The organism is Actinoplanes sp. HUAS TT8, assembly GCF_051380535.1.
Classification (GTDB): Bacteria; Actinomycetota; Actinomycetes; order Mycobacteriales; family Micromonosporaceae; genus Actinoplanes.
In genome coordinates, this window is record NZ_CP195646.1 from 11,077,501 (window position 1) to 11,104,123 (window position 26,623).

General features: G+C 70.0%; 24 protein-coding genes, 1 tRNA gene and 2 rRNA genes (1 of these 27 cut by a window edge). 14 read left to right on the forward strand and 13 right to left on the reverse strand.

Annotated elements, in window-relative coordinates; translation table 11 throughout:
- The 3 genes from ACSHV8_RS49490 to ACSHV8_RS49500 form a co-directional block, all read left to right on the forward strand.
- A 23S ribosomal RNA gene (locus tag ACSHV8_RS49490) occupies positions 1-1,463 on the forward strand (it extends 1,612 nt beyond the left edge of the window).
- Between the two features lie 98 nt (positions 1,464-1,561).
- Positions 1,562-1,678 (forward strand): 5S ribosomal RNA (gene rrf, locus ACSHV8_RS49495).
- A 258-nt stretch (positions 1,679-1,936) separates the two neighbouring features.
- The gene (locus ACSHV8_RS49500) at positions 1,937-3,748 is read left to right on the forward strand and encodes a S8 family peptidase (protein ID WP_436527435.1); all 1,812 of its coding nucleotides are present in this window, start codon (positions 1,937-1,939) and stop codon (positions 3,746-3,748) included.
- A gap of 49 nt (positions 3,749-3,797) precedes the next feature.
- Here the strand turns inward: ACSHV8_RS49500 and ACSHV8_RS49505 are convergent, their stop codons facing one another.
- A complete protein-coding gene (locus ACSHV8_RS49505; protein ID WP_436527436.1) occupies positions 3,798-4,277 on the reverse strand; it encodes an NAD(P)H-dependent oxidoreductase in 480 nt (159 codons plus the stop codon).
- A gap of 349 nt (positions 4,278-4,626) precedes the next feature.
- Between ACSHV8_RS49505 and ACSHV8_RS49510 the strand changes: the two genes are divergently transcribed.
- On the forward strand, positions 4,627-5,166 hold the full coding sequence (locus ACSHV8_RS49510; protein ID WP_436527437.1) for a winged helix-turn-helix domain-containing protein: 540 nt from the start codon (positions 4,627-4,629) through the stop codon (positions 5,164-5,166).
- Between the two features lie 188 nt (positions 5,167-5,354).
- A complete protein-coding gene (locus ACSHV8_RS49515) occupies positions 5,355-6,395 on the forward strand; it encodes a S1 family peptidase (RefSeq protein ID WP_436527438.1) in 1,041 nt (346 codons plus the stop codon).
- A gap of 211 nt (positions 6,396-6,606) precedes the next feature.
- Here the strand turns inward: ACSHV8_RS49515 and ACSHV8_RS49520 are convergent, their stop codons facing one another.
- On the reverse strand, positions 6,607-7,116 hold the full coding sequence (locus ACSHV8_RS49520; protein ID WP_436527439.1) for a mycothiol transferase: 510 nt from the start codon (positions 7,114-7,116) through the stop codon (positions 6,607-6,609).
- Positions 7,117-7,301: 185 nt separating this feature from the next.
- Here ACSHV8_RS49520 and ACSHV8_RS49525 point away from each other — a divergent pair, with 185 nt between their 5' ends.
- Complete coding sequence (locus ACSHV8_RS49525) at positions 7,302-8,603, forward strand: ammonium transporter (protein WP_436527440.1); 1,302 nt, start codon at positions 7,302-7,304, stop codon at positions 8,601-8,603.
- 387 nt (positions 8,604-8,990) lie between these two features.
- Here the strand turns inward: ACSHV8_RS49525 and ACSHV8_RS49530 are convergent, their stop codons facing one another.
- Genes ACSHV8_RS49530 through ACSHV8_RS49545 form a run of 4 tightly spaced genes read right to left on the reverse strand, consistent with a single transcriptional unit; the run spans position 8,991 to position 13,208 of the window.
- Positions 8,991-9,770 (reverse strand): endonuclease/exonuclease/phosphatase family protein, encoded by a 780-nt coding sequence (locus tag ACSHV8_RS49530; protein ID WP_436527441.1) that lies wholly within the window; start codon positions 9,768-9,770, stop codon positions 8,991-8,993.
- A complete protein-coding gene (locus tag ACSHV8_RS49535) occupies positions 9,770-11,224 on the reverse strand; it encodes a phosphatase PAP2 family protein (RefSeq protein WP_436527442.1) in 1,455 nt (484 codons plus the stop codon). Before ACSHV8_RS49535 ends, ACSHV8_RS49530 begins: the two co-directional genes overlap by 1 nt.
- 35 nt (positions 11,225-11,259) lie before the next feature.
- Positions 11,260-12,264, reverse strand: a complete 1,005-nt coding sequence (locus ACSHV8_RS49540; RefSeq protein WP_436527443.1) for a YihY/virulence factor BrkB family protein — start codon at positions 12,262-12,264, stop codon at positions 11,260-11,262.
- The gene (locus ACSHV8_RS49545) at positions 12,261-13,208 is read right to left on the reverse strand and encodes a diacylglycerol/lipid kinase family protein (protein WP_436527444.1); all 948 of its coding nucleotides are present in this window, start codon (positions 13,206-13,208) and stop codon (positions 12,261-12,263) included. Before ACSHV8_RS49545 ends, ACSHV8_RS49540 begins: the two co-directional genes overlap by 4 nt.
- 76 nt (positions 13,209-13,284) lie before the next feature.
- On the opposite strand from ACSHV8_RS49545, the gene ACSHV8_RS49550 reads away from it, so the two are divergent.
- From ACSHV8_RS49550 to ACSHV8_RS49560, 3 genes are read left to right on the forward strand one after another with little or no spacing between them, the layout of a single operon-like run.
- The gene (locus tag ACSHV8_RS49550; protein ID WP_436527445.1) at positions 13,285-13,785 is read left to right on the forward strand and encodes a DUF1990 family protein; all 501 of its coding nucleotides are present in this window, start codon (positions 13,285-13,287) and stop codon (positions 13,783-13,785) included.
- Positions 13,782-14,558: an MBL fold metallo-hydrolase gene (locus ACSHV8_RS49555; protein WP_436527446.1), complete on the forward strand. Its 777-nt coding sequence runs from the start codon at positions 13,782-13,784 to the stop codon at positions 14,556-14,558. The genes ACSHV8_RS49550 and ACSHV8_RS49555 overlap by 4 nt, the downstream gene beginning before the upstream one ends.
- A complete protein-coding gene (locus tag ACSHV8_RS49560; RefSeq protein ID WP_436527447.1) occupies positions 14,555-15,130 on the forward strand; it encodes a DedA family protein in 576 nt (191 codons plus the stop codon). The genes ACSHV8_RS49555 and ACSHV8_RS49560 overlap by 4 nt, the downstream gene beginning before the upstream one ends.
- On the opposite strand, the gene ACSHV8_RS49565 is transcribed toward ACSHV8_RS49560, so the two are convergent.
- Entirely contained in the window at positions 15,120-16,016 is an 897-nt protein-coding gene (locus tag ACSHV8_RS49565) for a serine hydrolase (protein WP_436527448.1), read from the reverse strand. The genes ACSHV8_RS49560 and ACSHV8_RS49565 overlap by 11 nt on opposite strands.
- A 784-nt stretch (positions 16,017-16,800) precedes the next feature.
- Here ACSHV8_RS49565 and ACSHV8_RS49570 point away from each other — a divergent pair.
- Positions 16,801-17,694 (forward strand): hypothetical protein, encoded by an 894-nt coding sequence (locus tag ACSHV8_RS49570; RefSeq protein WP_436527449.1) that lies wholly within the window; start codon positions 16,801-16,803, stop codon positions 17,692-17,694.
- A 16-nt stretch (positions 17,695-17,710) separates the two neighbouring features.
- On the opposite strand, the gene ACSHV8_RS49575 is transcribed toward ACSHV8_RS49570, so the two are convergent.
- Both ACSHV8_RS49575 and ACSHV8_RS49580 read right to left on the reverse strand, forming a co-directional pair.
- Positions 17,711-19,291 carry a diguanylate cyclase gene (locus ACSHV8_RS49575; RefSeq protein ID WP_436527450.1) on the reverse strand — a complete coding sequence of 527 codons (1,581 nt, stop codon included), beginning with the start codon at positions 19,289-19,291 and terminating at the stop codon, positions 17,711-17,713.
- 113 nt (positions 19,292-19,404) lie between these two features.
- Positions 19,405-20,922, reverse strand: coding sequence for a fibronectin type III domain-containing protein (locus tag ACSHV8_RS49580; protein ID WP_436527451.1), 1,518 nt, complete (start codon positions 20,920-20,922; stop codon positions 19,405-19,407).
- A 77-nt stretch (positions 20,923-20,999) separates the two neighbouring features.
- Here ACSHV8_RS49580 and ACSHV8_RS49585 point away from each other — a divergent pair, with 77 nt between their 5' ends.
- Positions 21,000-21,887, forward strand: a complete 888-nt coding sequence (locus ACSHV8_RS49585) for a hypothetical protein (protein WP_436527452.1) — start codon at positions 21,000-21,002, stop codon at positions 21,885-21,887.
- On the opposite strand, the gene ACSHV8_RS49590 is transcribed toward ACSHV8_RS49585, so the two are convergent.
- The 4 genes from ACSHV8_RS49590 to ACSHV8_RS49605 form a co-directional block, all read right to left on the reverse strand.
- On the reverse strand, positions 21,882-22,067 hold the full coding sequence (locus tag ACSHV8_RS49590; RefSeq protein ID WP_436527453.1) for a DUF4236 domain-containing protein: 186 nt from the start codon (positions 22,065-22,067) through the stop codon (positions 21,882-21,884). The genes ACSHV8_RS49585 and ACSHV8_RS49590 overlap by 6 nt on opposite strands.
- A gap of 71 nt (positions 22,068-22,138) precedes the next feature.
- The gene (locus tag ACSHV8_RS49595; RefSeq protein ID WP_092554613.1) at positions 22,139-22,594 is read right to left on the reverse strand and encodes an RrF2 family transcriptional regulator; all 456 of its coding nucleotides are present in this window, start codon (positions 22,592-22,594) and stop codon (positions 22,139-22,141) included.
- 66 nt (positions 22,595-22,660) lie between these two features.
- Positions 22,661-23,392 (reverse strand): helix-turn-helix transcriptional regulator, encoded by a 732-nt coding sequence (locus ACSHV8_RS49600; protein ID WP_436527454.1) that lies wholly within the window; start codon positions 23,390-23,392, stop codon positions 22,661-22,663.
- 343 nt (positions 23,393-23,735) lie between these two features.
- On the reverse strand, positions 23,736-24,167 hold the full coding sequence (locus tag ACSHV8_RS49605) for an SsgA family sporulation/cell division regulator (protein ID WP_020514863.1): 432 nt from the start codon (positions 24,165-24,167) through the stop codon (positions 23,736-23,738).
- A gap of 276 nt (positions 24,168-24,443) precedes the next feature.
- Between ACSHV8_RS49605 and ACSHV8_RS49610 the strand changes: the two genes are divergently transcribed.
- From ACSHV8_RS49610 to ACSHV8_RS49620, 3 genes are all read left to right on the forward strand, one after another.
- A complete protein-coding gene (locus tag ACSHV8_RS49610) occupies positions 24,444-24,851 on the forward strand; it encodes a TIGR02611 family protein (RefSeq protein ID WP_436527455.1) in 408 nt (135 codons plus the stop codon).
- 62 nt (positions 24,852-24,913) lie between these two features.
- Positions 24,914-24,988, forward strand: a tRNA-Val gene (locus ACSHV8_RS49615).
- Positions 24,989-25,249: 261 nt separating this feature from the next.
- Positions 25,250-26,617 carry a CHAP domain-containing protein gene (locus tag ACSHV8_RS49620; RefSeq protein ID WP_436527456.1) on the forward strand — a complete coding sequence of 456 codons (1,368 nt, stop codon included), beginning with the start codon at positions 25,250-25,252 and terminating at the stop codon, positions 26,615-26,617.
- The last annotated feature ends 6 nt before the right edge of the window (positions 26,618-26,623 follow it).

Here is a 26,623-nt window from a genome sequence, read left to right on the forward strand (position 1 = left end):
AAGGTAGATGAGCCCGGCCGGTGGTTGTGCCGGGGTAAGCGTGTAGGCCGTCATGTAGGCAAATCCGCATGGCAATAGGCTGAGACGTGATGCCGAGCCGTTCTGGTGAAGTCATTGATCCTATGCTGCCGAGAAAAGCCTCTAGCGATGTTTCGAGCGGCCCGTACCCTAAACCGACACAGGTGGTCAGGTAGAGAATACCGAGGCGACGGGTGAACTGTGGTTAAGGAACTCGGCAAATTGCCCCCGTAACTTAGGGAGAAGGGGGGCCGGACGCGTGAAGCCACTTGCTGGTGGAGCGTGGTATGGCCGCAGAGAGCAGGGGGAAGCGACTGTTTACTAAAAACACAGGTCCATGCCAAGTCGTAAGACGATGTATATGGACTGACGCCTGCCCGGTGCTGGAACGTTAAGGGGACCTGTTAGCTCTTCGGGGCGAGGCGGAGAACTTAAGCGCCAGTAAACGGCGGTGGTAACTATAACCATCCTAAGGTAGCGAAATTCCTTGTCGGGTAAGTTCCGACCTGCACGAATGGCGTAACGACTTCCCCACTGTCTCAACCACAGGCCCGGCGAAATTGCAGTACGAGTAAAGATGCTCGTTACGCGCGGCAGGACGGAAAGACCCCGGGACCTTTACTATAGCTTGACATTGGTATCTGAATTCGATTGTGTAGGATAGGTGGGAGACTGTGAAGCTCGGACGCCAGTTCGGGTGGAGTCATTGTTGAAATACCACTCTGTTGGGTTTGGGTATCTAACTTGCGGCCCTGATCGGGTCGAGGGACAGTGTCTGGTGGGTAGTTTAACTGGGGCGGTTGCCTCCTAAAGGGTAACGGAGGCGCCCAAAGGTTCCCTCAGCCTGGTTGGCAATCAGGTGTTGAGTGTAAGTGCATAAGGGAGCTTGACTGTGAGACTGACGGGTCGAGCAGGGACGAAAGTCGGGACTAGTGATCCGGCACTTGCGTGTGGAAGCGGTGTCGCTCAACGGATAAAAGGTACCCCGGGGATAACAGGCTGATCTTCCCCAAGAGTCCATATCGACGGGATGGTTTGGCACCTCGATGTCGGCTCGTCGCATCCTGGGGCTGTAGCAGGTCCCAAGGGTTGGGCTGTTCGCCCATTAAAGCGGTACGCGAGCTGGGTTTAGAACGTCGTGAGACAGTTCGGTCCCTATCCGCCGTGCGCGTTGGATACTTGAGAAGGGCTGTCCCTAGTACGAGAGGACCGGGACGGACGAACCTCTGGTGTGCCAGTTGTCCTGCCAAGGGCACGGCTGGTTGGCTACGTTCGGAAGGGATAACCGCTGAAAGCATCTAAGCGGGAAGCTCGCTTCGAGATGAGGTATCCCACCACCTTGAGTGGGTAAGGCTCCCAGCTAGACTACTGGGTTGATAGGCCGGAGATGTAAGCACGGTAACGTGTTGAGTTGACCGGTACTAATAGGCCGAGGGCTTAACCACCCTAAACATTTTACTTGCGTCCACTGTGTGATTCACAGCAAACGAACAACCACCCTGTAAGTGATTACGGGTTGCTGGTTGGTTCTGCTGACAGTTGTTTCGGTGGTCATAGCGGAGGGGAAACGCCCGGTTACATTCCGAACCCGGTAGCTAAGCCCTCCAGCGCCGATGGTACTGCACTCGGGAGGGTGTGGGAGAGTAGGACGCCGCCGGACTTAACTTACAGATTAGGCCCACCCCATACGGGGTGGGCCTTTTCTTTTGCCCGAATTCAGGGGCCAATCGAGTGATGCCGGCCCCTGAGGCCGACAACCCGAAAACAGGCCGGGAACGGGACCTGCCGGGAACAGGGGCGGCCGAGAATGGGGCCGGCGGGGAACGGGGGCGGCCGGGAACGGGCGCGGTTCGGTGGCAGACGGGTTCGGGTGATCCGGGGCCTCAACCGAACGATCAGACAACCGATCTCGGTGGGCATGCGTAAGTGGACCCTCGGTGCGATTGTCACCTCGGCGGTTGCCGCCTCGGCGGCCCTGGCTGCTCCTGCCCCCGCGTTTGCTGTCGGCACCGTGATCGGGGCCGACGCGCCCGGTGCGGTGCCGGGGCGATACATCGTGACTCTCAAGAACCGGGGGACCGCCCCGAGTGTGCACAGCCTCGGGACCGGAAAGGTGATTCGCAGCTTCCAGGGGATTCCGGGCTACGCGGCGCAGCTGACCGCGGTGGAGGCTCGGCGACTGGCCGCCGACCCGTCGGTCCGCTCGGTCGAGCAGGACCGCCGTGTCCACCTGGCCGGCGCGGAGAGCCCGAGCCCGGCCCAGCCGGCCGGGACGACGGGGCTGGCCCGGGCCGCTGGGACATCGGCGCTGAGCGCGGCGGGGCTGGGTGGGGCCGCGGGGGCGCAGCGGATCGGGGTTGCCGGGCAGAAGAACCCGACCTGGGGGCTGGACCGGATCGACCAGCGGGCGGTGAAGCTGTCCAACAGCTACACGGCCACCGACGACGGTTCGGCGGTTCACGCGTACGTGATCGACACCGGGATCCGGATCGGGCATCAGGAGTTCGGGGGGCGGGCCACCTACGGGTACGACTTCGCCGACCGGGACAGCAACGCCGCGGACTGCAACGGGCACGGCACGCACGTGGCCGGGACGATCGGTGGCGCCCACTACGGTGTGGCCAAGAAGGTGCAGCTCGTGGCCGTGCGGGTGCTGGACTGTGAGGGCGGCGGCTACCTGTCGGACGTGATCGACGGGGTGGACTGGGTCACCCGGAACGCGGTCAAGCCGGCCGTGGCGAACATGAGCATGGGCGGCGATGCGAGCCCGTCGCTGGATCTGGCGGTGCAGCAGTCGATCGCGTCCGGTGTCACCTACGTGGTGGCGGCCGGCAACGAGAACACCAACGCGGTCTGGAGCAGCCCGGCCGACGTGGCCGCGGCGGTCACCGTCGGGGCGACCGACGGGAAGGACAAGCGGGCCTACTTCTCCAACTACGGCAGTGTGGTGGACCTTTTCGCGCCCGGGGTGAACATCCGGTCGTCGGTGGCCGACAGCAACACGGCCACGGCCGTCTACAGCGGCACCTCGATGGCTTCCCCGCACGTGGCCGGTGCGGCCGCGCTGCTGCTGGACGCGAGCCCGAGCCTGACGCCGGCGCAGGTGCAGAGCCGGCTCAAGGCGAACGCGACGACGGGCAAGGTGGCCGACCGGAAGGGGTCACCGAACCGGCTGCTGTTCGTGACGGCGCCCCCGGCCAAGCCGGTGATCGCGACGACCCGGGCTGCTGCGGGGACGGTCGGTACGCCGTACGCCGGAAGGGTGAATTTGAAGGTCGGCCGGATCGGGAGCTGGTCGATGGCGGGCGGGGAGATGCCGCCCGGGCTGGAGCTCAGCCGCGGTGGTGTGATCACCGGGACGCCGACCGAGCCGGGGGAGTTCTCGGTGAGCGTGCGGTTCACCGACTTCGTGCCGCAGTCGGTGACGCAGACCATCGTCATCCCGGTGGTGGCCGACGCGCCGGTGATCGACGACGCGATGCTGCCGAGCGGGCAGGCCGGTGTGGACTACGAGGGGCAGCTGAGCACCGTGGACGCACGGAACGGGACGTGGACGGTGACCGCCGGCGCGCTGCCCGAGGGGCTGATGCTGGACTCGGAGACCGGCGCGATCAGCGGGGTGCCGACGGCGTCGGCGGGCGAGACGGCGACGTTCACGGTCGGGTTCGCCGACCTGTGGGGTGGCAGCGCCGCGCAGGAGTTCACGATCCGGATCGACCCGGGCGTCTGACGACTTGAACGTGTGGGCCCCGGCCGGGTGCCGGGGCCCACCGCGTTGGTCAGGCGAACAGGGCCGCGTACTTCTGGGCGATCTCCGCCGTGTCCGGCAGGTCGGCCTCGACGACCGGCAGGCCCGGCTCGACCACGGTGGCCCCGAGCTCGCCGAGCAGTTGGCGGAGCAGGGCCTCGGCGGCGGCGGCCTGCGGGGCGACGCCGGCGGTGACCACCGGGACGGCGCGTTTGCCGGCCAGGGCCTGGTTCTGCAGCTGGTCCAGGAGCACCTTGAGGACGCCGGTGTAGCTGCCCTTGTAGGTCGGGGTGGCGACCACCAGCAGGTCGGCCTCGTTCAGGGCGGCGACCGCGGCCGCGGTGGGCTCGTCGCCCTTGGTGAGCAGGCCGGCGCCGAGTTCGCCGACCTCGATGACGGCCGGGGCGGGGGCGCCGAGTCGGGCCGCGACGGCCTCGCCGACCGCGATGGCCAGGGTCGACGTCCGGGAACCGGCGCGGGGATTGCCGGACACCACAACAATTTTGGTCATCGGCTTGGCGGCGTTCGGACCGGATGCGGCCCGGTGAGCGCCGCGCCTCCTCTCCTCAGATGTCCACCAGTTGAGAATTTCTCGTGCTGCTTCACCCTGCGGGGTTTTTTGCCTTTGGTCAACGGCGATCCCAAATCCTAGTAAAAAGATGGGCTAGGTGGGTATCTGGCCAGGTAGGACGGTCGCCCCGAGCGTAACCGGAACCGCGCTGAGCAGGATCGGGTCGCGTGGGGCCTGGTGTGATGTGGCGTGCATGACTAGCATGCGGTATGCCTATCTAACAGATAGGAATTATATCCTTGCCAGGTGCCACCGGATCCGGTGGCAGTCGCCGTCGAAGGAGTCGCACATGTCCGCGCTCGCCATCGCTCATCCGCGTGCCACCCATACCCGCCCGAGCCTGCGGCCGGTTCCGGATCTGGGAAAGACCGATCTGGAGAAGGAAGAGGCGCCGGTCACGGTCACGATCAGCATCGCCGGGGGCACGGGGGGCCGGGATCGAGTGCTGGCCGCGCTGCGTGAGCTGGTCGACGCGGCCGGTCCGGGAGCCGCGGTCGAGGTGGACCTGCCCGAGGTCGCCGACTCGCGGGACGGGGAGATCGTCCTGGACCCGCGGGCGCGCACCGCCCTGCGGGACGGCAAGCGGCTCGACCTGAGCCGGTTGGAGTACGACCTGCTGCTGTTCCTGGCCCAGCACCCGCGCCAGGTGTTCAGCCGGACCCAGTTGCTCACCCACGTCTGGGGGCACCGGCACACCACCAACCGGACCGTGGACGTGCACGTGAGCCGCCTGCGGACCAAGCTGGACGACCCGGAGCTGATCACGACGGTGTACGGGCTGGGCTACCGGCTCGCCGATGACGCGCCCATCGCCGTACAGGATCGGTGATCGGGATTCATCCCGAAAGGGTCATAACCCGGGCACTATGGGGCCGACGTTTCCGCAGGTCAGCGGTCACTTGATCACTATTGTTCCGGATTGACCGGTCCTTGCCACATCATCGATCACTTTGAATACTTGCGAGCACGGGTGTGCCGGACCGGCACGCCACCTACCCAATCCCCCTGGGAGGAACCGTGCTCAACCCGAAGCTTCGCCGACCGATCGTCGGCCTGGCGGTCGGCATTCTTGTCGGCAGCGGCTTGCTCGCCACGTCACCCGCCACGGCTGCCCCGGCCGTGGGTGACGCGTCGTTCGCGCCGTCCGCGCTGGCCAGCAAGCTCGACACCCAGCTGGGCACCCGTGACGCCGGGTCCTACCTGGACGCCTCGGGCAAGCTGGTGGTCAACGTCACCGACGCGGCCACCGCGGCCGAGGTGACGGCGTCCGGTGCCACCCCGCGCTACGTGGCCCGCAGCGGCGCCACCCTCGCGGCGGCCGACGCCAACCTGAAGACCAACCTGAAGACCCCCGGCACCGCCTTCGCCGTCGACCCGCTCACCAACCAGGTCGTGGTCAGCGTCGACGAGAGCGTGACCGGTGCCAAGCTGGCCGCGGTCAAGGCGACCGTCGCCAAGCTGGGTGACAGCGCGCGGATCGAGACCATCTCCGGCAAGATCAGCACCCGGATCTCCGGCGGCGACGCGATCTACGTGAGCGGCGCGCGGTGCTCGCTCGGCTTCAACGTGCAGAGCAGCTCCGGCGTGAAGTACTTCCTGACCGCCGGTCACTGCACCAACGTCGGCGCCACCTGGACCAACGGCTCCACGACGCTGGGCACCCGGGCCGGCACCAGCTTCCCGGGCAACGACTACGGCATCGTGAAGTACACGACCACGTCGGTGACCATCAGCGGCGCGGTCGGCTCCCAGGACATCACCTCGGCCGGCACCCCGGCGGTCGGCGCCACGGTCTACCGCCGCGGCTCCACCACGGGCATCCACTCCGGTCGCGTCACGGCGCTGAACAGCACGGTCAACTACTCGGAGGGTTCGGTCTCCGGCCTCATCCGGACCACCGTCTGCGCCGAGCCGGGCGACAGCGGCGGCTCGCTCTACTCCGGCACCACCGCGCTCGGCCTGACCTCGGGCGGCAGCGGTAACTGCACCTCCGGCGGCGTCACCTACTTCCAGCCGGTCGTCGAGCCGCTCAGCGTCTACGGCGTCTCGGTCTTCTGATCCACCGGACCGACCGCGGGCGCCGGCTCTCTCCCCGAGGGCCGGCGCTCCACTGCCCGCCTCCGGTGCCATCGGCGCTGTCCGAAGCCCACACTCTCCGACGCGGGGCCGCTGGTGCCTGAGGTCCGTGCGGCGGGGTCGCTCTCCAGCGGCCTCGCCGCACAACCATTTTCCCGTACGGGGAAATCGGGCCTTTTTGATCGTGAAGTTCTTACTCCCCGACCGCGCCGACCGCGAGCTCGACCACGACGTCGACGTGGCCGACGTGACGGGCGTACTCCTGGACCAGGTGGAACAGGATGCGCTCGAGAGTCGGCGGCTCAGCACCGTCCCAGCGCGGGCCCGGCTTACCGGCCGCGCCCAGATCGTTCTCGGCGACCACCTTGTCGGTGTGCGCGCCCTGCGCCCGCAGCGCGTCGGCCAGCTCGGCGAAACTCTCCTCCGGGGCGACATACCAGCGGTCGACGTTGCGGTCACCCCACGGGTCGTCGAACGCGACACCCTCGAAACCCCACTCGATCCAGCGCAGCTCGACAAACCTCAGATGTTTGACCAGCTCGACCGGGGTCCAACCGGACGGCAGCCGGCTCGTCCGGCGCTCACCCTCGGGAAGCGCGGAAACCTTGGCGAGCAGCGTCTCGCGGAAGTACGACAGGTAGCCCGTGAAGACGTCGGCGGTGCCGGCGGCGGGGCGGGTCGGCGACGGGAACTCGATCGTCATGTCGCGAGTATGCGGGTTGGCCGGCGGCCGGATCGCGCCGAGTTTCCCTTCCATGACGAGATCACCTCGGAGATTCTTCTGTAACACGTCCGAAACCCACGGGTTCCCGGGGTGAAACCGGCCGTGGCGACTCTGATCTCCGGCAACGGGGCCGCCCGATCCGATTCCACGGCCCTGGAGGTCGCATGCCCGCAGTTCCGGACTCCGGGGACACGGCCTGGCTGCTGGTCAGCGCCGCGCTGGTCCTCCTCATGATCCCCGGCCTGGCGCTCTTCTACGGCGGCATGGTGCGGATCAAGAGCACCCTGAACATGCTGATGATGACGTTCGCCTGCCTGGCCGTGGTCAGCGTGATCTGGGTGACCTACGGGTACTCGCTGGCCTTCGGGCCGGACACCGGGCACGGGCTGATCGGGAACCTGAGCCTGGCCGGGATGGCCGGCATCGGACCGGACTCGGTCACCGGCTCGACGCCGACCCTCGTCTTCGCGGCCTTCCAGATGATGTTCGCGATCATCACGGCCGCGCTGCTCAGCGGAGCCATCGCCGACCGGGCCAAGTTCAGCACCTGGGTGATCTTCGTGGCGATCTGGGTGACCCTGGTCTACGCGCCGATCGCGCACTGGGTGTTCACCCCGGACGGCTGGATCGCGGCCCACCTGCGCATCCTCGACCTGGCCGGCGGCACCGTGGTCGAGATCAACTCCGGGGCGTCCGGGCTGGCCCTGGCGATCGTTCTCGGACAGCGGCTGGGCTTCCGCTCCGACCCGATGCGCCCGCACAGCATGCCGCTGGTCGTGCTCGGGGCCGGACTGCTGTGGTTCGGCTGGTTCGGCTTCAACGCCGGATCAGCCCTCGCCGCGAACGGGTCGGCCGCCCTCGCATTCTTCAACACCCAGGTGTCCGGGGCGGCCGGGATCGCCGGCTGGCTCATCGTGGAACGCCTGCGCGACGGGCACGCGACCACGCTCGGCGCGGCCTCCGGGGCGGTGGCCGGACTGGTCGCCATCACCCCGGCGTGCGGGTCGGTGAACCCGTTCTGCGCCCTGCTGATCGGCGTGGCCGCGGGTGCACTGTGCGGATACGTGGTCGGGCTCAAACACCGGCTGGGACTGGACGACTCGCTCGACGTGGCCGGAGTGCACGGGGTGGGTGGCTTCCTCGGGACGATCCTCATCGGTCTGCTGGCCACGGCGACGGCCACCGGAGGGCCGCGTGGACTGTTCTTCGGGGGCGGGCTGTCGCTGTTCGGGCGGCAGACGCTGGCGGCGGTGACCGTGGCGGCCTTCTCGTTCGGGGCGACGTGGATCATCGCGACCGTGCTGAACCGGACCGTCGGATTCCGGGTGACCGCCGAGCACGAGCACGGCGGACTCGACCTGGCCGTGCACGGCGAGTCGGCCTACGACCTGGGCGTCACCGGCGGTCACAGCGGCGGCGGCGGTCACGCGACCCGCCCGGCGGCCCACCGCCCGGTCGACGCCTAAAACCCATCTTCCGCGCCGCCCGCCCCGAAGCTCCCCTCCAGCCCACCTCGCGCCTCGCGCAGGGTCCAGCTGGTGCTCACGGTCGTAAAACGGGCCAGAAGCAGCCCTGAGCGCCAGCCGGCTTCGCCGGGCCGCGGCGCCGGCTCGGCCCCGGCGTGGTTCGCGGCTCGCGGTGGGCCGGCTGGTGCTCACGGCTGTAAATCGGGCTGGGAGCAGCCGTGAGCGCCAGCCGGCTTTGCCGGGCCGCGGTGCCGGTTCGGCCCCGGCGGGGTTCGCGGCTTGCGGTTGGCCGGCTGGTGCTCACGGTCGTAAAACGGGCTGGGATCAGCCGTGAGCGCCAGCTGGCTTCAGTGGGGCGGCGCCGGGCTCGGCCCCGGTGGGGGTGGGTCAGAGGTCGAGGTCGAGGCGGACCGGGTAGTGGTCGGAGGCGTGTTCGGCGGGGCCGCCCCGGATGACGCGCATGTCGTGGGCGGTGGCCGCGACCGGCGGGGAGGCCAGGACGTAGTCGAGGCGCATGCCGCCGAACTCGCGGCCACCGCCCTGGGTGGTCGGGACGGTGCGCCCGTCGCCCTCGCCGGCCCGCCCCCACAGGTCGATCAGGCCGAAGGCGGCCACCGCACGGCTGTCGACCGTGCCGTCGCGGTGCAGGTGGCGTTTGCGGAACATGGAGGGCTGGCTGGCCAGGGCTTCGGTGTGGTCACTGTCCGGGTCGAGGCCGTTCAGGTCCCCGGCCACCACGATCCGCGGTGAAGAACTCACATAGCGGGCGGCCAGCCAGCGGGCCTCCCGCATCCGCCGGTACGGCGAGAACGGGTTGAGGTGCGCGCTGACCACGGTGAGCGGCCCGGATCCGGTCGCGATCACCGCCACCGAGGCCGCGTGGTGCAGCCGCCAGGTGACGCTGGCCGTGTGGGTCATCCGCAGCGGCTCACGGACCAGCACGGCCACCGGCATGCCGATCAGGGACCGGGCCAGGTGCGCGGTCATCCCGACGGCGCCGGCCAGCTCGGTCATCCGCCGGCCGTCGTTGCGGTGGAAGTCGCGCAGCTCCTGCAGGGCCAGGACGTCGGGTTTCTCGGCCGAGATCACCTCGGCGACGGACGGCAGCCGGAAGCGCTGACCGCGGTCCACCCCACCGGTCTTGATGTTCCAGGTCATGAAGCGCATCAGGCGACCACCAACTGCCGGTTCTCCACGGCGGCCTCGGCGGCGGTGACCGCGTGCGCGTTCGGCCGGACGACCCACCACAGCACCGACAGCCAGGCCGCGGCGAGCAGGCAGGCGCCGAGGACGTCGGTCGGGTGGTGCATCCCACGGTACATCCGGGACAGCGCCACGCCGAGCGGCATGACCACCGCGAGCACCGGGAAAACCCAGCGCCAGGGCTTACGGACCCGGGCCATCACGATGATCGCGATCGCGCTCCACAGGCAGATGGTGGCCGCGATGTGCCCGGACGGGAACGACGACGTCGGCATCTGCCCGTCCAACTGCTCGACCCCGGGGCGGGGTCGGCCGACCGCGGCCGCGCTGGTCAGGAACAGGGTGAGCTCGCCGACCATGGCCAGGACCAGGAACAGCACCGGACGCCACTGACGCCACAGGGCCAGCGCGAGCGGGCAGACGATCAGCGAGACGGTGAGAATCGCGTGGGTGTCCCCGGCCTTGCTCCACAGCCAGCTCACCTGGTCCAGACCGGGGGTGCGGAACGTCTGCAGCCAGCGGCAGAAACCGTCGTCCCAGGCCGGGTTCCACCTGGTGAAGCTGTAGCCGGCCACGTAGAGCAGGCCGAACGTCAGCACCCAGCCGACCAGGATCTCCGCCGCCTTGGCCCACGGGTGCGGCAGGACGGCCTCCTCGGCCGGCGCGAGCCGCAGGTCGGTGGCGGCCTCCGGTTCCAGTCCCTCCCGGGCCGGGGAGGACGAGTGCCCGGCCTCGCGGCGCCACACCCGGAAGGCGTACGCCGTGGTGCTGATCCAGGCGATCCCGAGCAGCCACCCGGCCAGCACGTCGGAGAGGAAGTGCACGCCGAGCGCGATCCGGCTGAACCCGATCAGCGCCACGATCAGCCCGATCAGGCCGAGGAACAGGGGACGCCAACGGCGGCGGACACCGGGCAGGAGCACCAGGGCCAGCATCCCGTAGACGATCATCGAGCCGAGGGCGTGCCCGCTCGGGAAGCTGTTGCCGGGGGCGTGCGCGACCGGGGTCTCCAGCACCGGCCGGACCCGTCCGACCAGGACCTTCAGCGACGGGTCGAGGATCATCGCGCCGACCCCGGTGACGACCAGGTAGAGCGCGAGCCGCGGCCGCCGCCGGATCAGCAGCATCGCGACCACGACGGCGACCAGCGAGATCATGAAGACCCGCCCGCCGAACGTCGAGATCTGCTGCAACACCTTCACCGCGAGGTCCGAGGCCGCGACCCGATGGTTCAGCCCCTCGGCGACGCGGTGGTCCAGGTTCTGCAGCGGCGTCCAGTGGAACCGGACCAGCAGCAGGAGCGCCGCGAAGCCGAGGCCGACCGCGATCACCGCGATCAGGCCCAGCACACTGCGCTCGGCGAAGTGCCGGACCGGCGCCCAGCCGGACCGTTCCACAACTCGGTTGTCCTGTGACACAGCACGCTCCCAAGTGGTCGGGGGTGCCGCGTTCCTTACCCCGCGGAGTCGGTCGGTACACCCGGGGTGCGCTGGGCGGGCACGTCGTGGTGCGGTTCCCACTGGTCCGGCTGGGCGGGTTTCGCGCCGACCCGGCGGGCTTCCAGCTGGGCCGCGAAGGCCAGGCCGAGGAAGAACGCCAGGCCGGTCAGGTTCGCCCAGAGCAGCAGCGCCATCATGGCGGTGAGCGGCCCGTACGTCGCCCCGAAGCTCCCGCTGACCCGGATGTACCCGGCCAGCAGCAGACTCGCCGCCCACCAGAGCACGGTCGCCACCACGGCGCCGAACAGCAGCCAGGACAGCGCCGGCTGCTGGCGTCGCGGCGCGTGGCGGAACAGCGCGCCGACCGCGTAGACGATCAGGATCAGGCTCAGCGGCCAGCGCACCACGTCCCAGCCGACCCGGATCCAGCCCTCGATGTGGAAGCGCCGCTCGGCCGACTCGCCGGCCGCCCGCCCGGCGACCAGGATCAGGAAGCCGAACAGGGCCGGCAGCCCGGCGGTGAACGCGAGGACCGTGGCCCGGGTGTACTTCGGCAGGGCCGGCCGGTCCCGCTCGACGCCGTAGATGCGGTTGGCGCCCCGCTCGACCTGGGCCATCGCCGTGGTCAGGGCGATCAGGCCGGTGATCAGACCGAGGACCAGGGCCAGCTCGCCGGCATCCTCGGTGCGGTCGTCGTCCATCAGCAGCTCGCGGACCACCGGCTCGCTGGCGCCCGGGGTCAGCGCGATGACGGTGTCGGCCACGACCTCACCGCCCGACTCCACGCCCAGGTCGGTGGCGAGACCGGAGAGGGCGATCAGGAACGGGACGATGGCCAGGCAGAGCTGCAGCGCGAACGCGCGGGCGTGACTGAAGCCGTCGCCGTAGCGGAAGCGGATGAACGCGTCCCGGAACAGCGGCCAGCCGCCGTAGTTGCGCAGCGCCAGGTACGCGTCGTCGGCCGAGAGCTCGTCCCCGCCCATGGTGCGCGTCTCGGGGACCGGTTCGGTGCTGCTCACCGCGAAGTGGCCCGCTTGGCGACCGCCTTGGCGTCGTAGGCCAGGTCCGGGTCCGCGTCGGGTTGCGGAACACAGAGCAGAAGAGCCTTATGACGTACGGAGATCTTCATGGCCTTGCCCGGCGCGATGAGATCGCCGTCCAGCTGGCGGGGCTGGGCGTGGTTGCTGTAGATCTCCACCCGGGAGGCGGTGAACGTCTCCATCCGCGGCACGCGCTCGCGCCGCCCGGCCACCCCGGCGATCAGCCCGGCCCAGTGGAACAGGTTGTTCGGGCTGATGATGGCCACGTTGAGCTGCCCGTCGTCCGGCACCGCCCGCTTGAGCAGCCGCACCCCGCCCTGGAGACGGCCCACGTTGCCGACGATCACGGTCCGCGGGTGGCGGGGCATCGGCGGGCCGCCGTCGAGCCGGATCCGCACCCGCATCGGCCGGTCCAGCAGGTGCTTGGCCGCGCCGAACAGGTAGGCCGGCCAGCCGATGTGCTTCTTCGCCCGCTCGGACGTGTCCTGCAGCATCTTCGCGTCGAAGCCCATCCCGGCCATCACCACGAAGCACTGGTCGCCGATCACGCCGACGTCGATCCGGCGGCGGCCACCTTCGAGCGCCACCTGCAGCCCGGCCGCCGGGTCGGTGCCCAGCCCCAGGTTGGCCGCGAGCAGGTTCCCGGTGCCGGCCGGCAGCACCGCCAGCGCGACGCCGGTGCCGGTGAGCGCGGTCACCACGGCGGTCACCGTGCCGTCGCCGCCGCACGCGAAGACGAGCTCGGCGCCCCGCGCGACGGCCTTCTTGGCCTGGCCCCGGCCCGGGTCCTCGGGAGTCGTCTCGAACCACTCCGGCTCGGGCCAGCCGGCCCTGGTGAGGGTGTTCCGGAGCGTGTTCCGGAGTTGATCGGGATCGGTCACCTTGGCGGGGTTCACCACAACGGCCGAGCGGGGTCCTGTCACGGCCACAGTTTGCCCGAGCAACGTCACAGCTGCGACTCAGGAATCAATCCGGCCCGGGAAGGGCACACTTTCACGGGTGACTCCCTTGACGTACCCCGAAGTCGGGCTGACCCGCACCGGACCACTGCCGGACGGCTACCGCCACCTGCGCCATCGGACCCGCCTGGGCTCCGGCGAGACCGTCTTCACCACCGCCGGAGAGGCGGTCCTGACCTTCCGGATGCACCGGGCGACCGGCGCGAAGGTCCGCACCGACGCCGAGCGGGCCGCCCCCGGCGTGCGGCTCTCGATCGGACTCGGACCGGTCAGCGCACCCTGCGAAGTGGTCTGGATCACCCAAGACCAGAACAAGATCGGATTTGGGTACGGAACCCTGCCCGGTCACCCGGCGAGCGGCGAGGAGGCGTTCGTCGTCGAACGCGACGAGCGCGACGACGTCTGGTTCGCGGTGACCGCTTTCAGTCGCCCGGCCGGTGCCCTGATGCGACTCGCCGGGCCGTTCGCGGTGCTGGTCCAGCGCGCCTACGCGCACCGGTGCGGACAGGTACTGCGGCGGCTGGGTACCGTGAGCCGGTGAGCACGACGACGGTCACCTGGTGGGGACACAGCACCGTGTGGCTGGCCGACTCGGGGGTCACCCTGCTGACCGACCCGGTGCTCACCGATCGGCTCGCGCACCTGCGGCGGATGGTCGGCCCGCCCCCACGGTTGCCCGGCGCACCGGACGCGGTCCTGCTGTCCCATCTGCACGCGGACCACTTCCATGTGGCGTCGCTCAAGGCCGTACCGGGAAATCCTCTTTTGATCGTGCCTCGCGGCGCCGCCGCGTTCGCCGCGAAAGCTCTCGGCGCGGCCGCGGCCCGGCGTTGCGTGGAGGTCGCGCCCGGCGAGGAGGTCGAGGTCGGCGCCGTCCGGGTGCGGGCCGTCCCGGCCAAGCACGACGGCGGACGCGGTCCGTGGTCCCGCGACCGGGCCGAGGCCATCGGATTCGTCGTCGAGGGCGAGGCCCGGACCTGGTTCGCGGGCGACACCGGCCTGTTCGACCGGATGCACGAGTTCGGGCCGCTCGACCTGGCCCTGATCCCGGTCGGCGGCTGGGGTCCGTCCCTCGGCGCGCACGGGCATCTGGACCCGGCCGACGCGGCCGAGGCGCTGCGCCGGGTCAAAGCGGCCTGGGCCGTGCCGGTGCACTACGGCACGCTCTGGCCGATCGGGATGGGCCGGATGCGGCAGCACATGTTCGCCGAACCCGGCCCCCGATTCGCCGAACTGGCCGCCCGCACCTCACCCGACACCCGCGTCCGGGTGCTGACACAGGGCGAGACGTTGACCCTGGGACCGGCCGCGTGATCGCCACCCTGGGGGCGCTGGGCGCGCTGGCCTGGCTGTTCGGCGTGGTCTGCTTCGGCGCGATCATCCCGATCGTGCCGACCGGGGCGGCGGTCAGCAGCGCCGCCGCGCTCGCCTTCCACGAACACCACCCGGTGACCATCGTGCTGGTCATCGCCGCCGGCGCGGCCGGGGCCTACGTCGGCGACCTGGCCATGTACGCGATGTGCCGGTTCGGCGGCGAGAAACTCGCCCGGCGGCTGCGCTGGCTGCGCGACGAGGAACACCTGGCCTCGGTCAAGGACAAACTGAAGGCCCACGAGATCCAGGTGCTGCTGGTGTCCCGGCTGATCCCCGGCGGCCGCGTGCCGGTGCTGCTGGCCGCCGCGTTCGCCGGCCTGCCCTGGCGCACCTTCGTGACCGCCAACCTGCCCGCCTGCGCCCTGTGGTCGGCCGTCTACGCCGGGATCGGGGTGGCCGGCGGCTCGATCTTCCCGAAACCGTGGCAGGGCATCATCGCCGCGATCGTGCTCATCCTCGTCGTCAACCAGGCCGTGGGCTGGTGGAACAAGCGCGCCGCGGCTAGTACTTGAGGTAGGTCCGGGTCATCTTGGCCGCCGTCTCGACCACCTTGTGGCCGCTCGCCTCCGACTTGTTCAGGTGAGAGAGCACGGCGATGGAGACGTCGGTGTCGTCGCCGACGATCCGGCCGACCGAGTTGATGATGTAAAGACCGTTCTCGGTCGAGCGGCCCAGCCAGCCGTTCTTCACCGTGAAATCCTCACCGGTCTTGGCCGCGGCCGGGACACCCCACTGCTGGGCCGGGTTGACCGTGCTCATCAGCGTGTGCGCGTACTTCCGGGAACTCGCGGTCAGCGGGCTCTTGTCGGACACCAACTGGGCCAGCAACTTCACCTGATCCTTGGCCGTGGTCCTGGTCAGGCCCCACGAACTGTTCACCGTCGTCTGCGTCAGACCCAGCCGCTTGTCACACTTCTGAACCGCGGACTGCTTGCCCAGCTTCGTGAACAGCGAGGTCGTGGAGTCGTTGTCGCTGTTGCGGATCATGTTCTTGGCCAGCGCGTCCTCCTGCGAGGTGAGCTTGCGGCCGGCATCCTGCGTGGTCATCAACAGGCAGGCCAGGACCTGGACCTTGACGATGCTGGCGGTCTCGAACTTCTGGTCCCCGCGGAACGCGTACGTCAGACCGGTCTTCTTGTCGAGAACGGCGAGCGAGAACTCGGGGGCGGTCGCCGCATACTTCGTCAAAGCGGCGTCCAAGGTCTTGACCTTCTTCTCCCACGCGATCCGGGCCAGCTCCTCCGGGCTCGGACCGGTCGGCGACGGCGACGCCGTGTTGCCGGTGAGGAACGTGGCCGCGGCGCTGTCGCTGCCGATCACGCCCTTGGCTAGCAAGGCCACACCTCCCAGGACGATCACGGCCGCCATCGTCAAAAGCCACTTCGGGGAACGTCGCACGGAAGCATGATGCCCTGTCCGGGCGACGGTTGGTGTCGATGACAACTGTGAATCATGCAGGAATATCCGAATTTCCACCGTGCGATGCGACCCGGCAACTCTTGGTCATCGGATCGTGCCCGCTGTCGCTGTCGCTGCCTCCGCTGCTGCCGGTGCCGCTTGCGCCGCCGCTCGCCGATGCCGTCACCTCCGGCGCCGCCGCTGCCAGCTCCTGCGCCGCCGCTTCCTGCGCTACCGCCGCGGCTCGCGCCTGATTGCTTGCTCGCGTCGCCGCTTCCTGTGCCGTCAGCGCCGCCCGGCCGCTTGCTTGCGCCGCCTTCGGCGTGCGCCCGGTTGTCCGAGGTTGCTGCTGTCCGCTTGCGGCTGCTGGGTGGTTGCGGTGTTGCTTCCCAGCAGGCATCCGCTTCGGGTCACTGTTGCGGCCGCCGCGAGCTGTCCGCTGTTGCTCGCGGTTTCCAACCCGCTTGGGTACGCCTTCAGCCTCCGAACCCAACCGCACCAGCCACCGCCGCCGCTGCGCTCCAGCTGCGGCGCCCCGACAGCCCTCACCGCCAGCCGAGCCCGGCCAGCTGGCGCTCAGGGTCGAAAACCGTGCCGGATGCAGCACTGAGTGCCAGCTGGGGTGGGTGGGCTGGTGCTCAGGGTCGAAAACCGTGCCGGATGCAGCACTGAGTGCCAGCTGGGGTGGGTGGGCTGGTGCTGGGGGGTGTGGGGTGGGGGTGCTGTTGGTCTCGGCTGGGGCGCTCGGCGGGCCGGGGGTGCTCGCGGAGAGCAGAATGGGGAAATGGCGTCACTGGTGTCCCGAGCCGTCCAGATGTCCCGCGTCGCGTTGTCCGCGCCGGCCGTCGCCGCTGACCTCACGCGTGCCGCGATCGGGCAGGTGATCGAGACCGCGGGGGTGGTGGCCAGTGTTCCGGTGCGGGCGCTCGGGCTGCTCGGGCAGGCCGAGCTGCTGGTGAACCGGGCCGGGCTGGCCGTCGGGCAGGTGGAGGACCTGATTCAGCGGGTGACCGCGGTGACGACCTCGGCCGAGGAGACCGTTGCCGAGGTGCGGACGATCACCGCGGCCGCCGAGGGGCTGCTCGGGGAGGTTCGGGCGATCACGACGGCGGCGGCTCTGACGGTGGACGAGGCCGGGGCGATCTCGACCGCGGCCGGTGACGTGGTGCGGCGGGCCGCGACGACGGCTGACGCGGCCGGGACGATTGTGATCGAGGCCGGGTCGCTGACCACGTCCGCGGCCGAGCTGGTGGCTGAGGCCGGGGCGGTGAGTGCGGCGGCGCGGGGGATCGTGGACGAGGCGGCCGGCGTGGCCGGGCGGGCGTCGGCGGTGGTCGCGCGGGCCGACCAGGCGGCCGGGGTGGCCACCGAGCTGCTCGACGGGTATGCGCCGACGCTGCGTAAGGCGTCGCCGCTGGCCGCGCGGTTCGTCGAGGAGCTGACGCCGGAGGAGGTGACCGCGGCGATCAAGATGGTGGACGAGCTTCCGGCGCTGCGGGATCACATGGTCAACGACGTGATGCCGCTGCTCAACAAGCTTGACCAGGTCGGGCCGGATCTGCACAAGCTGCTTGAGGTGACCGAGGATCTGCACCTGGCCATCGCCGGTCTGCCCGGTCTGAAGCTGCTCCGCCGCCGGGGTGAGGAGCGCACCGAGGACCACCACATCAAGTCCTGAGCGGGCGGCGGCGGGGTCAGATGACGGTGTCGGCGACCACGCGGTCGCGGCCGCTGCGTTTGGCGGCGTAAAGGTTGCGGTCGGCCTGGGAGAGCAGGGACTTCACGGTGCCGTGGCCGTCCAGGGACGTGGTGATGCCGATGCTCGTGGTGACCGGCAGGCTGCCGGTGATCGGGCCCCACGCGTGGGCGCGGATGCGCAGGCGCAGGCGTTCGCAGCGGACCGCGACCTCCTCCGGGCCGAGGCCGGGGAAGACCAGCAGGAACTCCTCGCCGCCCATCCGCGCGGCCAGCGCCGACCCGGGTGTGGCCTCCTCCAGGAGTTCGGCCACGTGCTGGAGGACGGTGTCGCCGGTGGCGTGCGAGAGCGTGTCGTTGACCCGCTTGAAGTGGTCCAGGTCGATGATGGCGAGCGAGATCGGTCCGTCGCCGGCGGCCGCCTCCAGGAGCAGTGCGGGCAGCCGCTCGTTGATGTAGCGGCGGTTGTAGAGCCCGGTCAGCGCGTCCCGGTGGGCCATCTCCCGGAAGTGTTCGCTGGCCCGGCGCGCCTCGTTGGCCTCGAAGACGGCCTGCAGCGCGCGGGCGCGGGCGTCGCGCTGGGCCGAGAGCAGCGCGGTGGTCTCGGTGTGGAAGGCGCGGTGCTCCTCGTACGCCTCGGCGTAGCGGCCGGTGGCGGCGTAGAGCGCGGCCTGCTCCTCGCGGAGCCGGGCCCGGACCGCGGCCAGCCCCCGGTCCTCGCAGATGCGCAGGTTGGCGTCGAGGGCGGCCTGCGCCTCCGGGTAGTGCCCGGCGAGCCGGCGGGCCAGGGCCAGGGTGAGGTGGCACTCGGCGATCGCGTCGCCCTCGTTGGCCGCGACCAGATCGGCCAGTACCGGCGTGAGCAGCTGCTCGACCTCGTCGTAGTGCCCGCCCATCAGCTCGACCCGGGCCATCGTGTCCAGTTCGTTGGCGCTGAACCGGTAACCGGTCCGGGCCTGGATCTCGTGGATCTCGGCGACGATCGCCCGGGCGGCCGGCTCGTCCTCGTTCTCGTAGGCGCTGTAGGCCATGTTGTTCAGGGTCAGGATGGTCATCTCGTAGTCGCCGGCGGCGACGGTGAGGGCCAGGGCCTCGCGGGCCCGCCGGTCGCTCTCGACCCGGGAACCGGATTCGTCGAGCGCCACCGACAGCGACATCAACAGTTGGGCCCGCAGCGTGACCGGCCAGTCCGGGCGCATGTGGGCCACCGACTGGACGGCGTGCTTGAGGCCGTCGGCGGAGTCACCGACGTACCGGTAGAAGAGCGACAGCTGGCGGTGGGCCCGGGCCAGCAGGTAGTGCGCCTTGTGCTCCTCGGCCCAGGCGCAGACCCGATGGGCGGCCTGTCCACCGGTGCCGATGTTGCCCTCGCGCAGGTCGACCGAGGCCAGCAGCAGCTCGGCGCGCTGGTAGAGGTGGTCGGAGCCCAGTTCCTGGGCGCGCCGGCGGATGTCGACGGCCGGTTCGCGCACGGTCCGGAACTGGGAGTACGGGCGGGCCTCGAGTTCCGCCACGGCGGCATCGAGGGCACCGAGCTCGTCCAGCCCGGTGGGGACACAGTTCGCCGTTTCGGTCGTCACTGTCCCTACTTCCTGTAGTCGCCGTGACGACCAAGATTCCGGCCCGGCGGTGGCAGAACGGGTCCCGGCCGGGTGCGAAGTGGTTGCGAGTTCGCCGGGCGGGACGGACCGGCTCACCGGGCGGTGCAGACGGGCGACGAGGAGGCGAGTTTCCCCCCGGTGGTCTGGACGGCGACCGTGAAGCAGTAGTCCGGCTGCTCGTCGAGGTTGTACACCTCGTAGCCGACCGAGCCGGCGGTGAGCCGCTGGAACTCGACCGGTGGCTGCCCGGCCCGCCCGCCCGAGATCACCACCGGGCCGGTCGCCGAGGCGGGATTGGTCCAGGTCAGCGACACGCTGTCACCGTTGTCCCGCAGCGTCACGCGTTCCGGCGAGCCGGACGCGCCGGGGCGGGCGGTGAACAGGGTCGGTCCGGCCGCGGTGGTCGGGACGGCGGCCGGGGTGGTGGCACCGTCGGCGTCCGGCAGGGTCGAGATGACCACGGCGGCGGCGATCGCCACGCCGCCGGCCAGCGCGACCGCGAGCAGCACGGGGTGACCGCGGCGCCGGGCCGCGGGGGCGGCCGGGCTGTTCGGCGGTGGCTCGGCGGTGGCGACGCGGGCCGAGCCGACCGGCCCGTACTCCGGCGCGCGGTGGCCGGGCCGCGGGGGCGGGGTGTCGGCGCGGGCGTGCCGGCCGGTCGGGTCGCCGATCAGGTTCAGGTCGCTCAGGTAGAACGGCTGCTGGTAGACCGTGCCGTTGGGGTCGGTGGTCAGGTTGTCCGGCGGGGGCTGGGTGGCGTCGTCGAACGTGTCGTCCGGCGCCGGGGGATATTTCGTGGTCGGCTTGCGTCCGCCCGGGTCCGGGACGGTGGGCCGGCGCGGGAAGGGCCGGAAGCCGCCCGGCCGCAGCTCGGTGTCGTCGTCGCGGCCGGGGCGGGTCATCCGCCCGCAGGTGTGCCGGCCCGAACGTTCGCCGTCGACGAGCGCGGCGGCCTGGCGGGTCAGCGGGTGGTCGGCCGGCAGGTGCTCCTGGCTCAGCCGCAGGGCGGTGGCCAGGTGGTCGCGGGAGGCGGCGTCGCGTCCGCACTCGCGTTCCATGGCGCCGAGCCGGGCCAGCATCTTGATGCCGGCCGGGGCCGACTCCCCGTATTTGCGCTGGTGGCGCCGCCACGCGCCGGTCAGGCGGGCCCGGGCGGCGGCGCAGTGCCCGGCTGCGTGCTCGGCGGTGGCCAGGTCGGCCTCGGCCGCCAGCACGCGCGGTGATTCCGGATCGTCGAGATGGGACAGCTCGCCGACCAGGTCGTGGTAGACCAGGGCGGCCCGCCCGTACTGCCCGATGCGGTGCAGGACCGCGGCGTGGGTGGCGGCGGCGGCGATGGTGCGCTCGTCGCGCGGGCCGTGCAGCTGCTCCTCGGCGGCGTGGGCGAAGGCGGCCCAGAGCCGGGCCGACTGCGGGTCGCCGAGGGCGATCAGGACGCGGGCGAAGAGGGCGGCGGCGACGGCGAGCTCGGCGGTGGCGCGGCGGGGGTCGGCGTCCGCGGTGCGCAGGACCTCGGAGAGAACGGCACGAGCGCCCGTGAGATCGCCGGCTGATGAGAGGGTCTGAGCCTGGGCGGTGAGTTCGGCGAGCGGAGGAGCCACGTACCTCATAGTGCTCGTGTGAATACCCTAGGTACAAGTGTTGGGGTGTGACGGCCGGTACCGAGTGGACGGGGTAGAACTTCCGCATGTCAGTCACGACGGTCAAACGCGAACTGCTGATCCGCCATCTCGAGGCATGGGCGCCGGCGGCCCTGCACCGCGGTCGCCGGGCCATCTATCTGCACGGATACGCCGACGCGGACGCGGGGGCCAGTGCCGAGGCGGCGGTCCGGGTGCTCGCCGACCTACCGGATCTGGCCCGCGGGCGGGAGCTGTCCATGGTGGCCGTCGGTGACGACATGACGACAATCACCACGCGGCTCGGTGAGGTTCAGCAACAGGCCGGTGCCGGGGCGGGGCTGTCGGTGCTCGCGATCAACGCGCCGGGCGACGTCGCACTGCGGGCGGCCGGGGCTAAAAACGTACCCACGCTGGGTTTTCTTGATGCCGGAAGCGCGAGCGAACCGCCCGCCGTGACCACCGTGGCGGCCCTGGCCGCCGGGCGGCCGGCCGAAGCGCTGCTGGTGCTGCCGCCGGGATCGGACGTGGCGCCCTATCGGGACGCCGGGTTCCCGCTGGTGACCGCGGCTGAGCTGGCCGTGGGGGAGGAGCCCGGGCAGGTGGTGGTGTTCGTGACCGGGTCGGGCAAGAGCCTGGAGTCCTTCAAGGAGGCGCTCTGGGCGGTCGACGAGTTCGCCGGGGTGCGGCTGCGCGACCCGGGCGACCCGGAACGGCACCTCATCGACATCTCGCTGCAGCCGCACCCCGGCCCGCTACGCCGGGAGATCCTGGCGTACCTGGCCGAGGTGGGTGCGGCGACGGTGAGCGACCTGCGCACGTTCACGCTGACCGAGACGGTCTATCGAGCCGCGGACGCGAATCGTGTCCTGCATCTGATGCTCGACGCCGGCCTGGTCACTCGCGATCCGGCATCGGGCCGGCTCGGCGGGGACGTGCTGATCAGCGCGTCATGACCGGGAGCGGGACTTGTCCTGCTTCCAGGACAGCGGGCCGGGCAGGTCGACGCGGTGCGCGCGGGTCTTGGAGTTCCACGACCAGCGGCCGATCTTGAAGCTCCACGACGAGTAACCGTTCTCGGTGAAGTTCAGGATCAGCGGACCGAACTTCTTGCGGCTACGGAATACGAGGCCCATCGGAACGTCTCCTTCGGGGGGAACAGCTGTGCGATGACAGCGTGTTTCCCGATCGGACGCTTCGACAAACGTCAGCGTGGCTGCCAGGCGTCCGGACGCGTGGTCAGCTTCCGGACGTGGGCCGGCATCCGGCCGCTGATCAGCTCGGCGAGGCTCACCTCGTCGACCACCTCGCGGACCGCGGCCCGGACCGCGACCCACAGGTTCGGCAAGTTCTCGGCGGCACCGGTGTACTGCGTCTCCTCCGGACGGAGGCCGCGCACACCGGCGAGCGGGCCGTCGACGGCCCGGAGGATCTGGCCGATCGTCACGTCCCGTGGAGGGTGGGACAGCGTGTACCCACCCTCGGCGCCGCGCTGCGCCCGCACCACCCCGGCGCGACGTAGATCGGCGAGCACCGCTTCGAGGAACTTGCGGGGCATTTCCTGGTCTTGGGCAATGGCCTGGGCGGACATCAGTGCCGGGTAGGCCTGCGCCAAGCTGAGCGCTGCCCGGACCGCGTAGTCGCCGCGCGCGGAGATCTGCACGCGACTATTCTGCCTCGCCGCCGCATCCGGGATGCACATACCCCAGGGCGATGTGGGAATTAACCCTCAGTCAGCGGGGAGTCGCTGTCCGGGGATGCCTCCGGAGTGCTCGGCCGGACCGCCCCGGAAGTGTCCGGGACTCAACCCGGTCTCCCGGTGGAAGAACCGCCCGAAGTTGGTCGGCTCGGCGAAACCCAGACTCCGGCCCACCTCGGCCACCGACAGATCGGTGGCGGCGAGCAGCCGGCGGGCCTGCAGGGCCACGCGGTCGTCGACCACCTGTTTGGCGGTCCGGCCGGTCACCGCGAGGCTGGCCCGGGTCAGGGTGCGGACCGAGCAGCCGAGCTCGGCCGCGTAGTCCTCGACCCGGCGGCTGTGCGGATAACCGTCCTCCAGGCGGCGCCGGAACCTCTCGAAGGTCCGCCGCTCCACGTTGCCCGAGTCGTCGCCGGCGCCGTCCAGCAGCTGGATCCGCAGCAGGAGCGCGGCCAGCTGATGGCGCAGCAGGGCGGCTGCCACCTTGCCCGGCGGGCCGGTGGCGTCGGTCGCGATGTGATCGAACACGGCTCGGAACACGTCCGGGTCCGGCAGGACGATCGGTGTCCGGCCCGGCCCATCCGGATCGTCCGGGTACAACCCGGGAAGTTCCTCCGGCCCGAACAGCCCCGGCCGGAAGACGACCGTGGCGGTTCCGGACGGCGAACTGCCCGTCTCGAAGTGGACAGCCTGACCCGGACGCGCCCAGAGGAGCGTTCCCGGACCGGCGAGGTGCGCGGTGAAATCTACGTCGGCATGCATGGGCCCCGTGGTGGTCAGAACGAGTGCATGGCACTCGAGCAACCCGGTGGCGGATCCCGCCGCCACCGGCAGGGCGCAGGCGCCGACCCCCGACCACTCGGTCGGGGCACTGGTCGCGCGCTCGGCGCGGTGAATGAGTGCTGGCATCGTGCCTGACGGTAACCGTCGATGGACGTCAACGCATCCCTTACTGCACCGACCGGGCTATTTGTCTGTTTCGTGCCTCGGTATTCGCTATACGTCCGATTCCGATTCCTTTTCGGAGATCCAGACTTTCCCCCGAAAAAGGGCGACCCGCGCGGATCGGCAGAGTCCGCGCGGGTCGCCCTTCAACTGCTTCAGATCATCGGCCCGCCAGGAGCCGATTGACCGCCGCATCCACGTCCAGATGTTCTGATTCCCGTCCACGCGGCACCACCACATAGGTGCGCCGCAGGAATCGGACGAGGACACTGCGCGGTACCTCGAACAGCGCGTTGCCGTCAGGTGACGACAACGCCAGAGCGACGAAGTCCCCCCGCGGTGTGGCCCACGGCCACACCCGGACATCGCCGATACCGGCCGGCTCGTCAAGGCCGGTGACCAGCAGTTCCCTTGCGAATGACCAGCTCACGGCTTCCCCACCGGCTGATTCCGCATGGAACAACACATGGACCGCATACGGGTCCGCCGGGTCGTAGCGCAGACTGGCGCGCACCGGCAGTGCCGTCGCGTCTGGCGCTACGAGCCGCAGCGAGGTCTCGACCTCGACGGTCGTTGGACGAATGGTACTCATGGACGAACTCCCCCCGGCACCGCTGCGAGGCTGGTGAACCCCGCGTTTCCCATACTCAGGTGATCCCTGTCATTACGCTCCGCCATACGCTGATCTCACCCAGTAGTGGGAAGACGGTTCCGAAAACCCATCCGCACAGAACGCAAAAAGATATCTTGTCCTGTTATGCCCAAGTACTCGGTTCCGCCCGGCGTCGGGTGGTCCAGCAGTTGACTTACTCCGGTAACGTCCATTCGTCCCGGGCGGTGACGGGGCCCCGGGACACTGGGGGATGAAATGGGTGTAAAACCGGACGACAAGGCTTCCGACGTGCGTCTGCTCGACCGTATCCGTTCCAACCCCACCGGGCGGCTCGCTCTGAAGATCGGCATCGGGGTGCTCGGCACCCTGGTCGTCGCCGTGGGCATCGTGCTGATCCCGTTCCCCGGCCCGGGGTGGGCCATCGTGATCCTCGGCCTGGCCATCTGGGCCGTGGAATTCACCTGGGCCAAGCGGCTGCTCGACTTCACCAAACGCCACGTGTTGTCGTGGACGCACTGGATCGGGCGGCAGAGTCTGGTGATGCGGGCGGTGATCGGGGTCGCGTGCATGGTGTTCGTGGCGTTCATCGTCTACTTCGCGGTGCGCCTCAGTCTCGGGATCGACCTGATCCAGGAAGCCCGCGACTTCCTCGCCCGGAATTAGGGGCGTGGGAACCCCCGGTTTTCCGGGCCGGGCCGGCGTCCGGTAGAGTTCCTTCTCGTTGAGGGCGATTAGCTCAGCGGGAGAGCGCTCCGTTCACACCGGAGAGGTCACTGGTTCGATCCCAGTATCGCCCACCAAACACCTGGGGCTCCGTGTTCGCGAACGTGCGAACCGGGGCCCTTCGTCATGTCCGGACCGCTTCGCCTCGGCCGAGTGGCTGACCCCGGAAACGACTGTCCGGACGCCATCGTCCGGGGTCGGCCGGACGCCGGGTCGCCCGACGGGCTGTCCGGTATCGCCGACCGTGCGGCCATAAGTGTTATTCGCCCCTGTCGGCAGGCCTCCGAATTTGGTGTATTTGCTCCCGGTCAAGCGTTCCCCCCGCACCGAGGAGACCCATGTTCCGCATTCGTTCCGTATTGATGAGCCTCACCCTGGCGGCCGGGGTCGTGACCCTGCCCGCGGCACCCGCGGCCGCGGCGGCGGGCACCGTGCTGCTGGCCGGCAACCAGTGGTTCGGCGGCGCCGGCGTGCCGGTCTGCAATCCGACGTGGAGCACCTGCGGCGGGCAGGCCGCGGTCGGCTCGGCCGGGCAGTGCGTGGAGCTCGCCCAGCGCTTCTACCAGTCGAAAGGCTGGTATCGGGGGTACTTCCCGCGGGTCGCCGGCGCCATCGACATCTATACCAACGCGGCCGGGCTGGGCATGACCCGGCAGGCCCAGGGGGCGATCACCACGGTGGTGCCGGGCGACATGCTGGTGCTCTCCGGCGGCAGCACGAGGCTGTCGGACGGCCGCATCGCCGGTCACGTCGCGATCGTGGACGGCGTCACCGTCAACGCGGACGGCTCACGCACGCTCAGCACTGTCAACCAGAACGCCAAGGTGGTCCGGCAGGCCGCCCGCTGGCACGCGGGCACGGTCGACTCGTTCTGGTCGACGCATCAGGTCGCCGGGATCGTGCACGACCCGGACAACCGCAACAGCGGCACCGGGTCGGGCGGCAGCGCCGGCTATCCGGACGTGGTGAACGGCGGTGGCTCGCGGCTGGCCGGGCCGCGCTCGTACCTGGACGTCAGCTCGATCGGGCAGGTCTACGCCTGGAACGGCACCTACAGCGGCGGCCAGCCGGCCGGGAACACCGGCATCACCGATGTGGCTATGGCCCCGAACGGCGGCGGGTACTGGATGACCGACTCGGTCGGGCACGTGTACGCGTACCCGGGTGGAAACCCGTACTTCGGGGGCAGTCCGAAGGGTTTCAGCGGCCGGATCGTGTCGATGGCCGCGCGGCCCGACGGCGCCGGATACTGGCTGATGTCCGAGGCCGGGCAGGTGTACTCCTATCCGGCGGGCAATCCCTACTACGGCGGCAGCCCGACCGGCTACGCGGGCCGGTTCGTGGCGATCGAGTCGACCACCACCGGCCGCGGCTACTGGCTGCTGACCTCGGCCGGGCAGGTCTACGCGTACGGCGACGCGCAGTGGCGGGGCAACGCCACCGGCTTCCAGCGGGCGATCGTCAGCATGTCGCGCACCCCCGGAAACGGATACGTGCTGGTCAGCGTGACCGGTCAGGTCTACGCCTTCGGCGACGCGAGCTACTTCGGCAACGTGCCGAGCATCGCCGGGGACGCGGCCGACATCAGCTACGCGCTGCCCGGCATGAGCCCCGGCTACCTGGTCGTCAGCCGTACGGGTGCCCACTACGCCTTCGGCTCGGTGCCGTTCCTCGGCAATCCCACCGGCTTCACCGGCCAGTTCTGACGGGAG

Coding starts and splice junctions, on each gene's coding strand:
- ACSHV8_RS49500 (WP_436527435.1), top strand. CDS start 1,937: ATGCGTAAGTGGACCCTCGGTGCGATTGTCACCTCGGCGGTTGCCGCC.
- ACSHV8_RS49505 (WP_436527436.1), bottom strand. CDS start 4,277: ATGACCAAAATTGTTGTGGTGTCCGGCAATCCCCGCGCCGGTTCCCGG.
- ACSHV8_RS49510 (WP_436527437.1), top strand. CDS start 4,627: ATGTCCGCGCTCGCCATCGCTCATCCGCGTGCCACCCATACCCGCCCG.
- ACSHV8_RS49520 (WP_436527439.1), bottom strand. CDS start 7,116: ATGACGATCGAGTTCCCGTCGCCGACCCGCCCCGCCGCCGGCACCGCC.
- ACSHV8_RS49525 (WP_436527440.1), top strand. CDS start 7,302: ATGCCCGCAGTTCCGGACTCCGGGGACACGGCCTGGCTGCTGGTCAGC.
- ACSHV8_RS49530 (WP_436527441.1), bottom strand. CDS start 9,770: ATGCGCTTCATGACCTGGAACATCAAGACCGGTGGGGTGGACCGCGGT.
- ACSHV8_RS49570 (WP_436527449.1), top strand. CDS start 16,801: ATGGCGTCACTGGTGTCCCGAGCCGTCCAGATGTCCCGCGTCGCGTTG.
- ACSHV8_RS49580 (WP_436527451.1), bottom strand. CDS start 20,922: ATGAGGTACGTGGCTCCTCCGCTCGCCGAACTCACCGCCCAGGCTCAG.
- ACSHV8_RS49585 (WP_436527452.1), top strand. CDS start 21,000: ATGTCAGTCACGACGGTCAAACGCGAACTGCTGATCCGCCATCTCGAG.
- ACSHV8_RS49590 (WP_436527453.1), bottom strand. CDS start 22,067: ATGGGCCTCGTATTCCGTAGCCGCAAGAAGTTCGGTCCGCTGATCCTG.
- ACSHV8_RS49600 (WP_436527454.1), bottom strand. CDS start 23,392: ATGCATGCCGACGTAGATTTCACCGCGCACCTCGCCGGTCCGGGAACG.
- ACSHV8_RS49605 (WP_020514863.1), bottom strand. CDS start 24,167: ATGAGTACCATTCGTCCAACGACCGTCGAGGTCGAGACCTCGCTGCGG.
- ACSHV8_RS49610 (WP_436527455.1), top strand. CDS start 24,444: ATGGGTGTAAAACCGGACGACAAGGCTTCCGACGTGCGTCTGCTCGAC.
- ACSHV8_RS49620 (WP_436527456.1), top strand. CDS start 25,250: ATGTTCCGCATTCGTTCCGTATTGATGAGCCTCACCCTGGCGGCCGGG.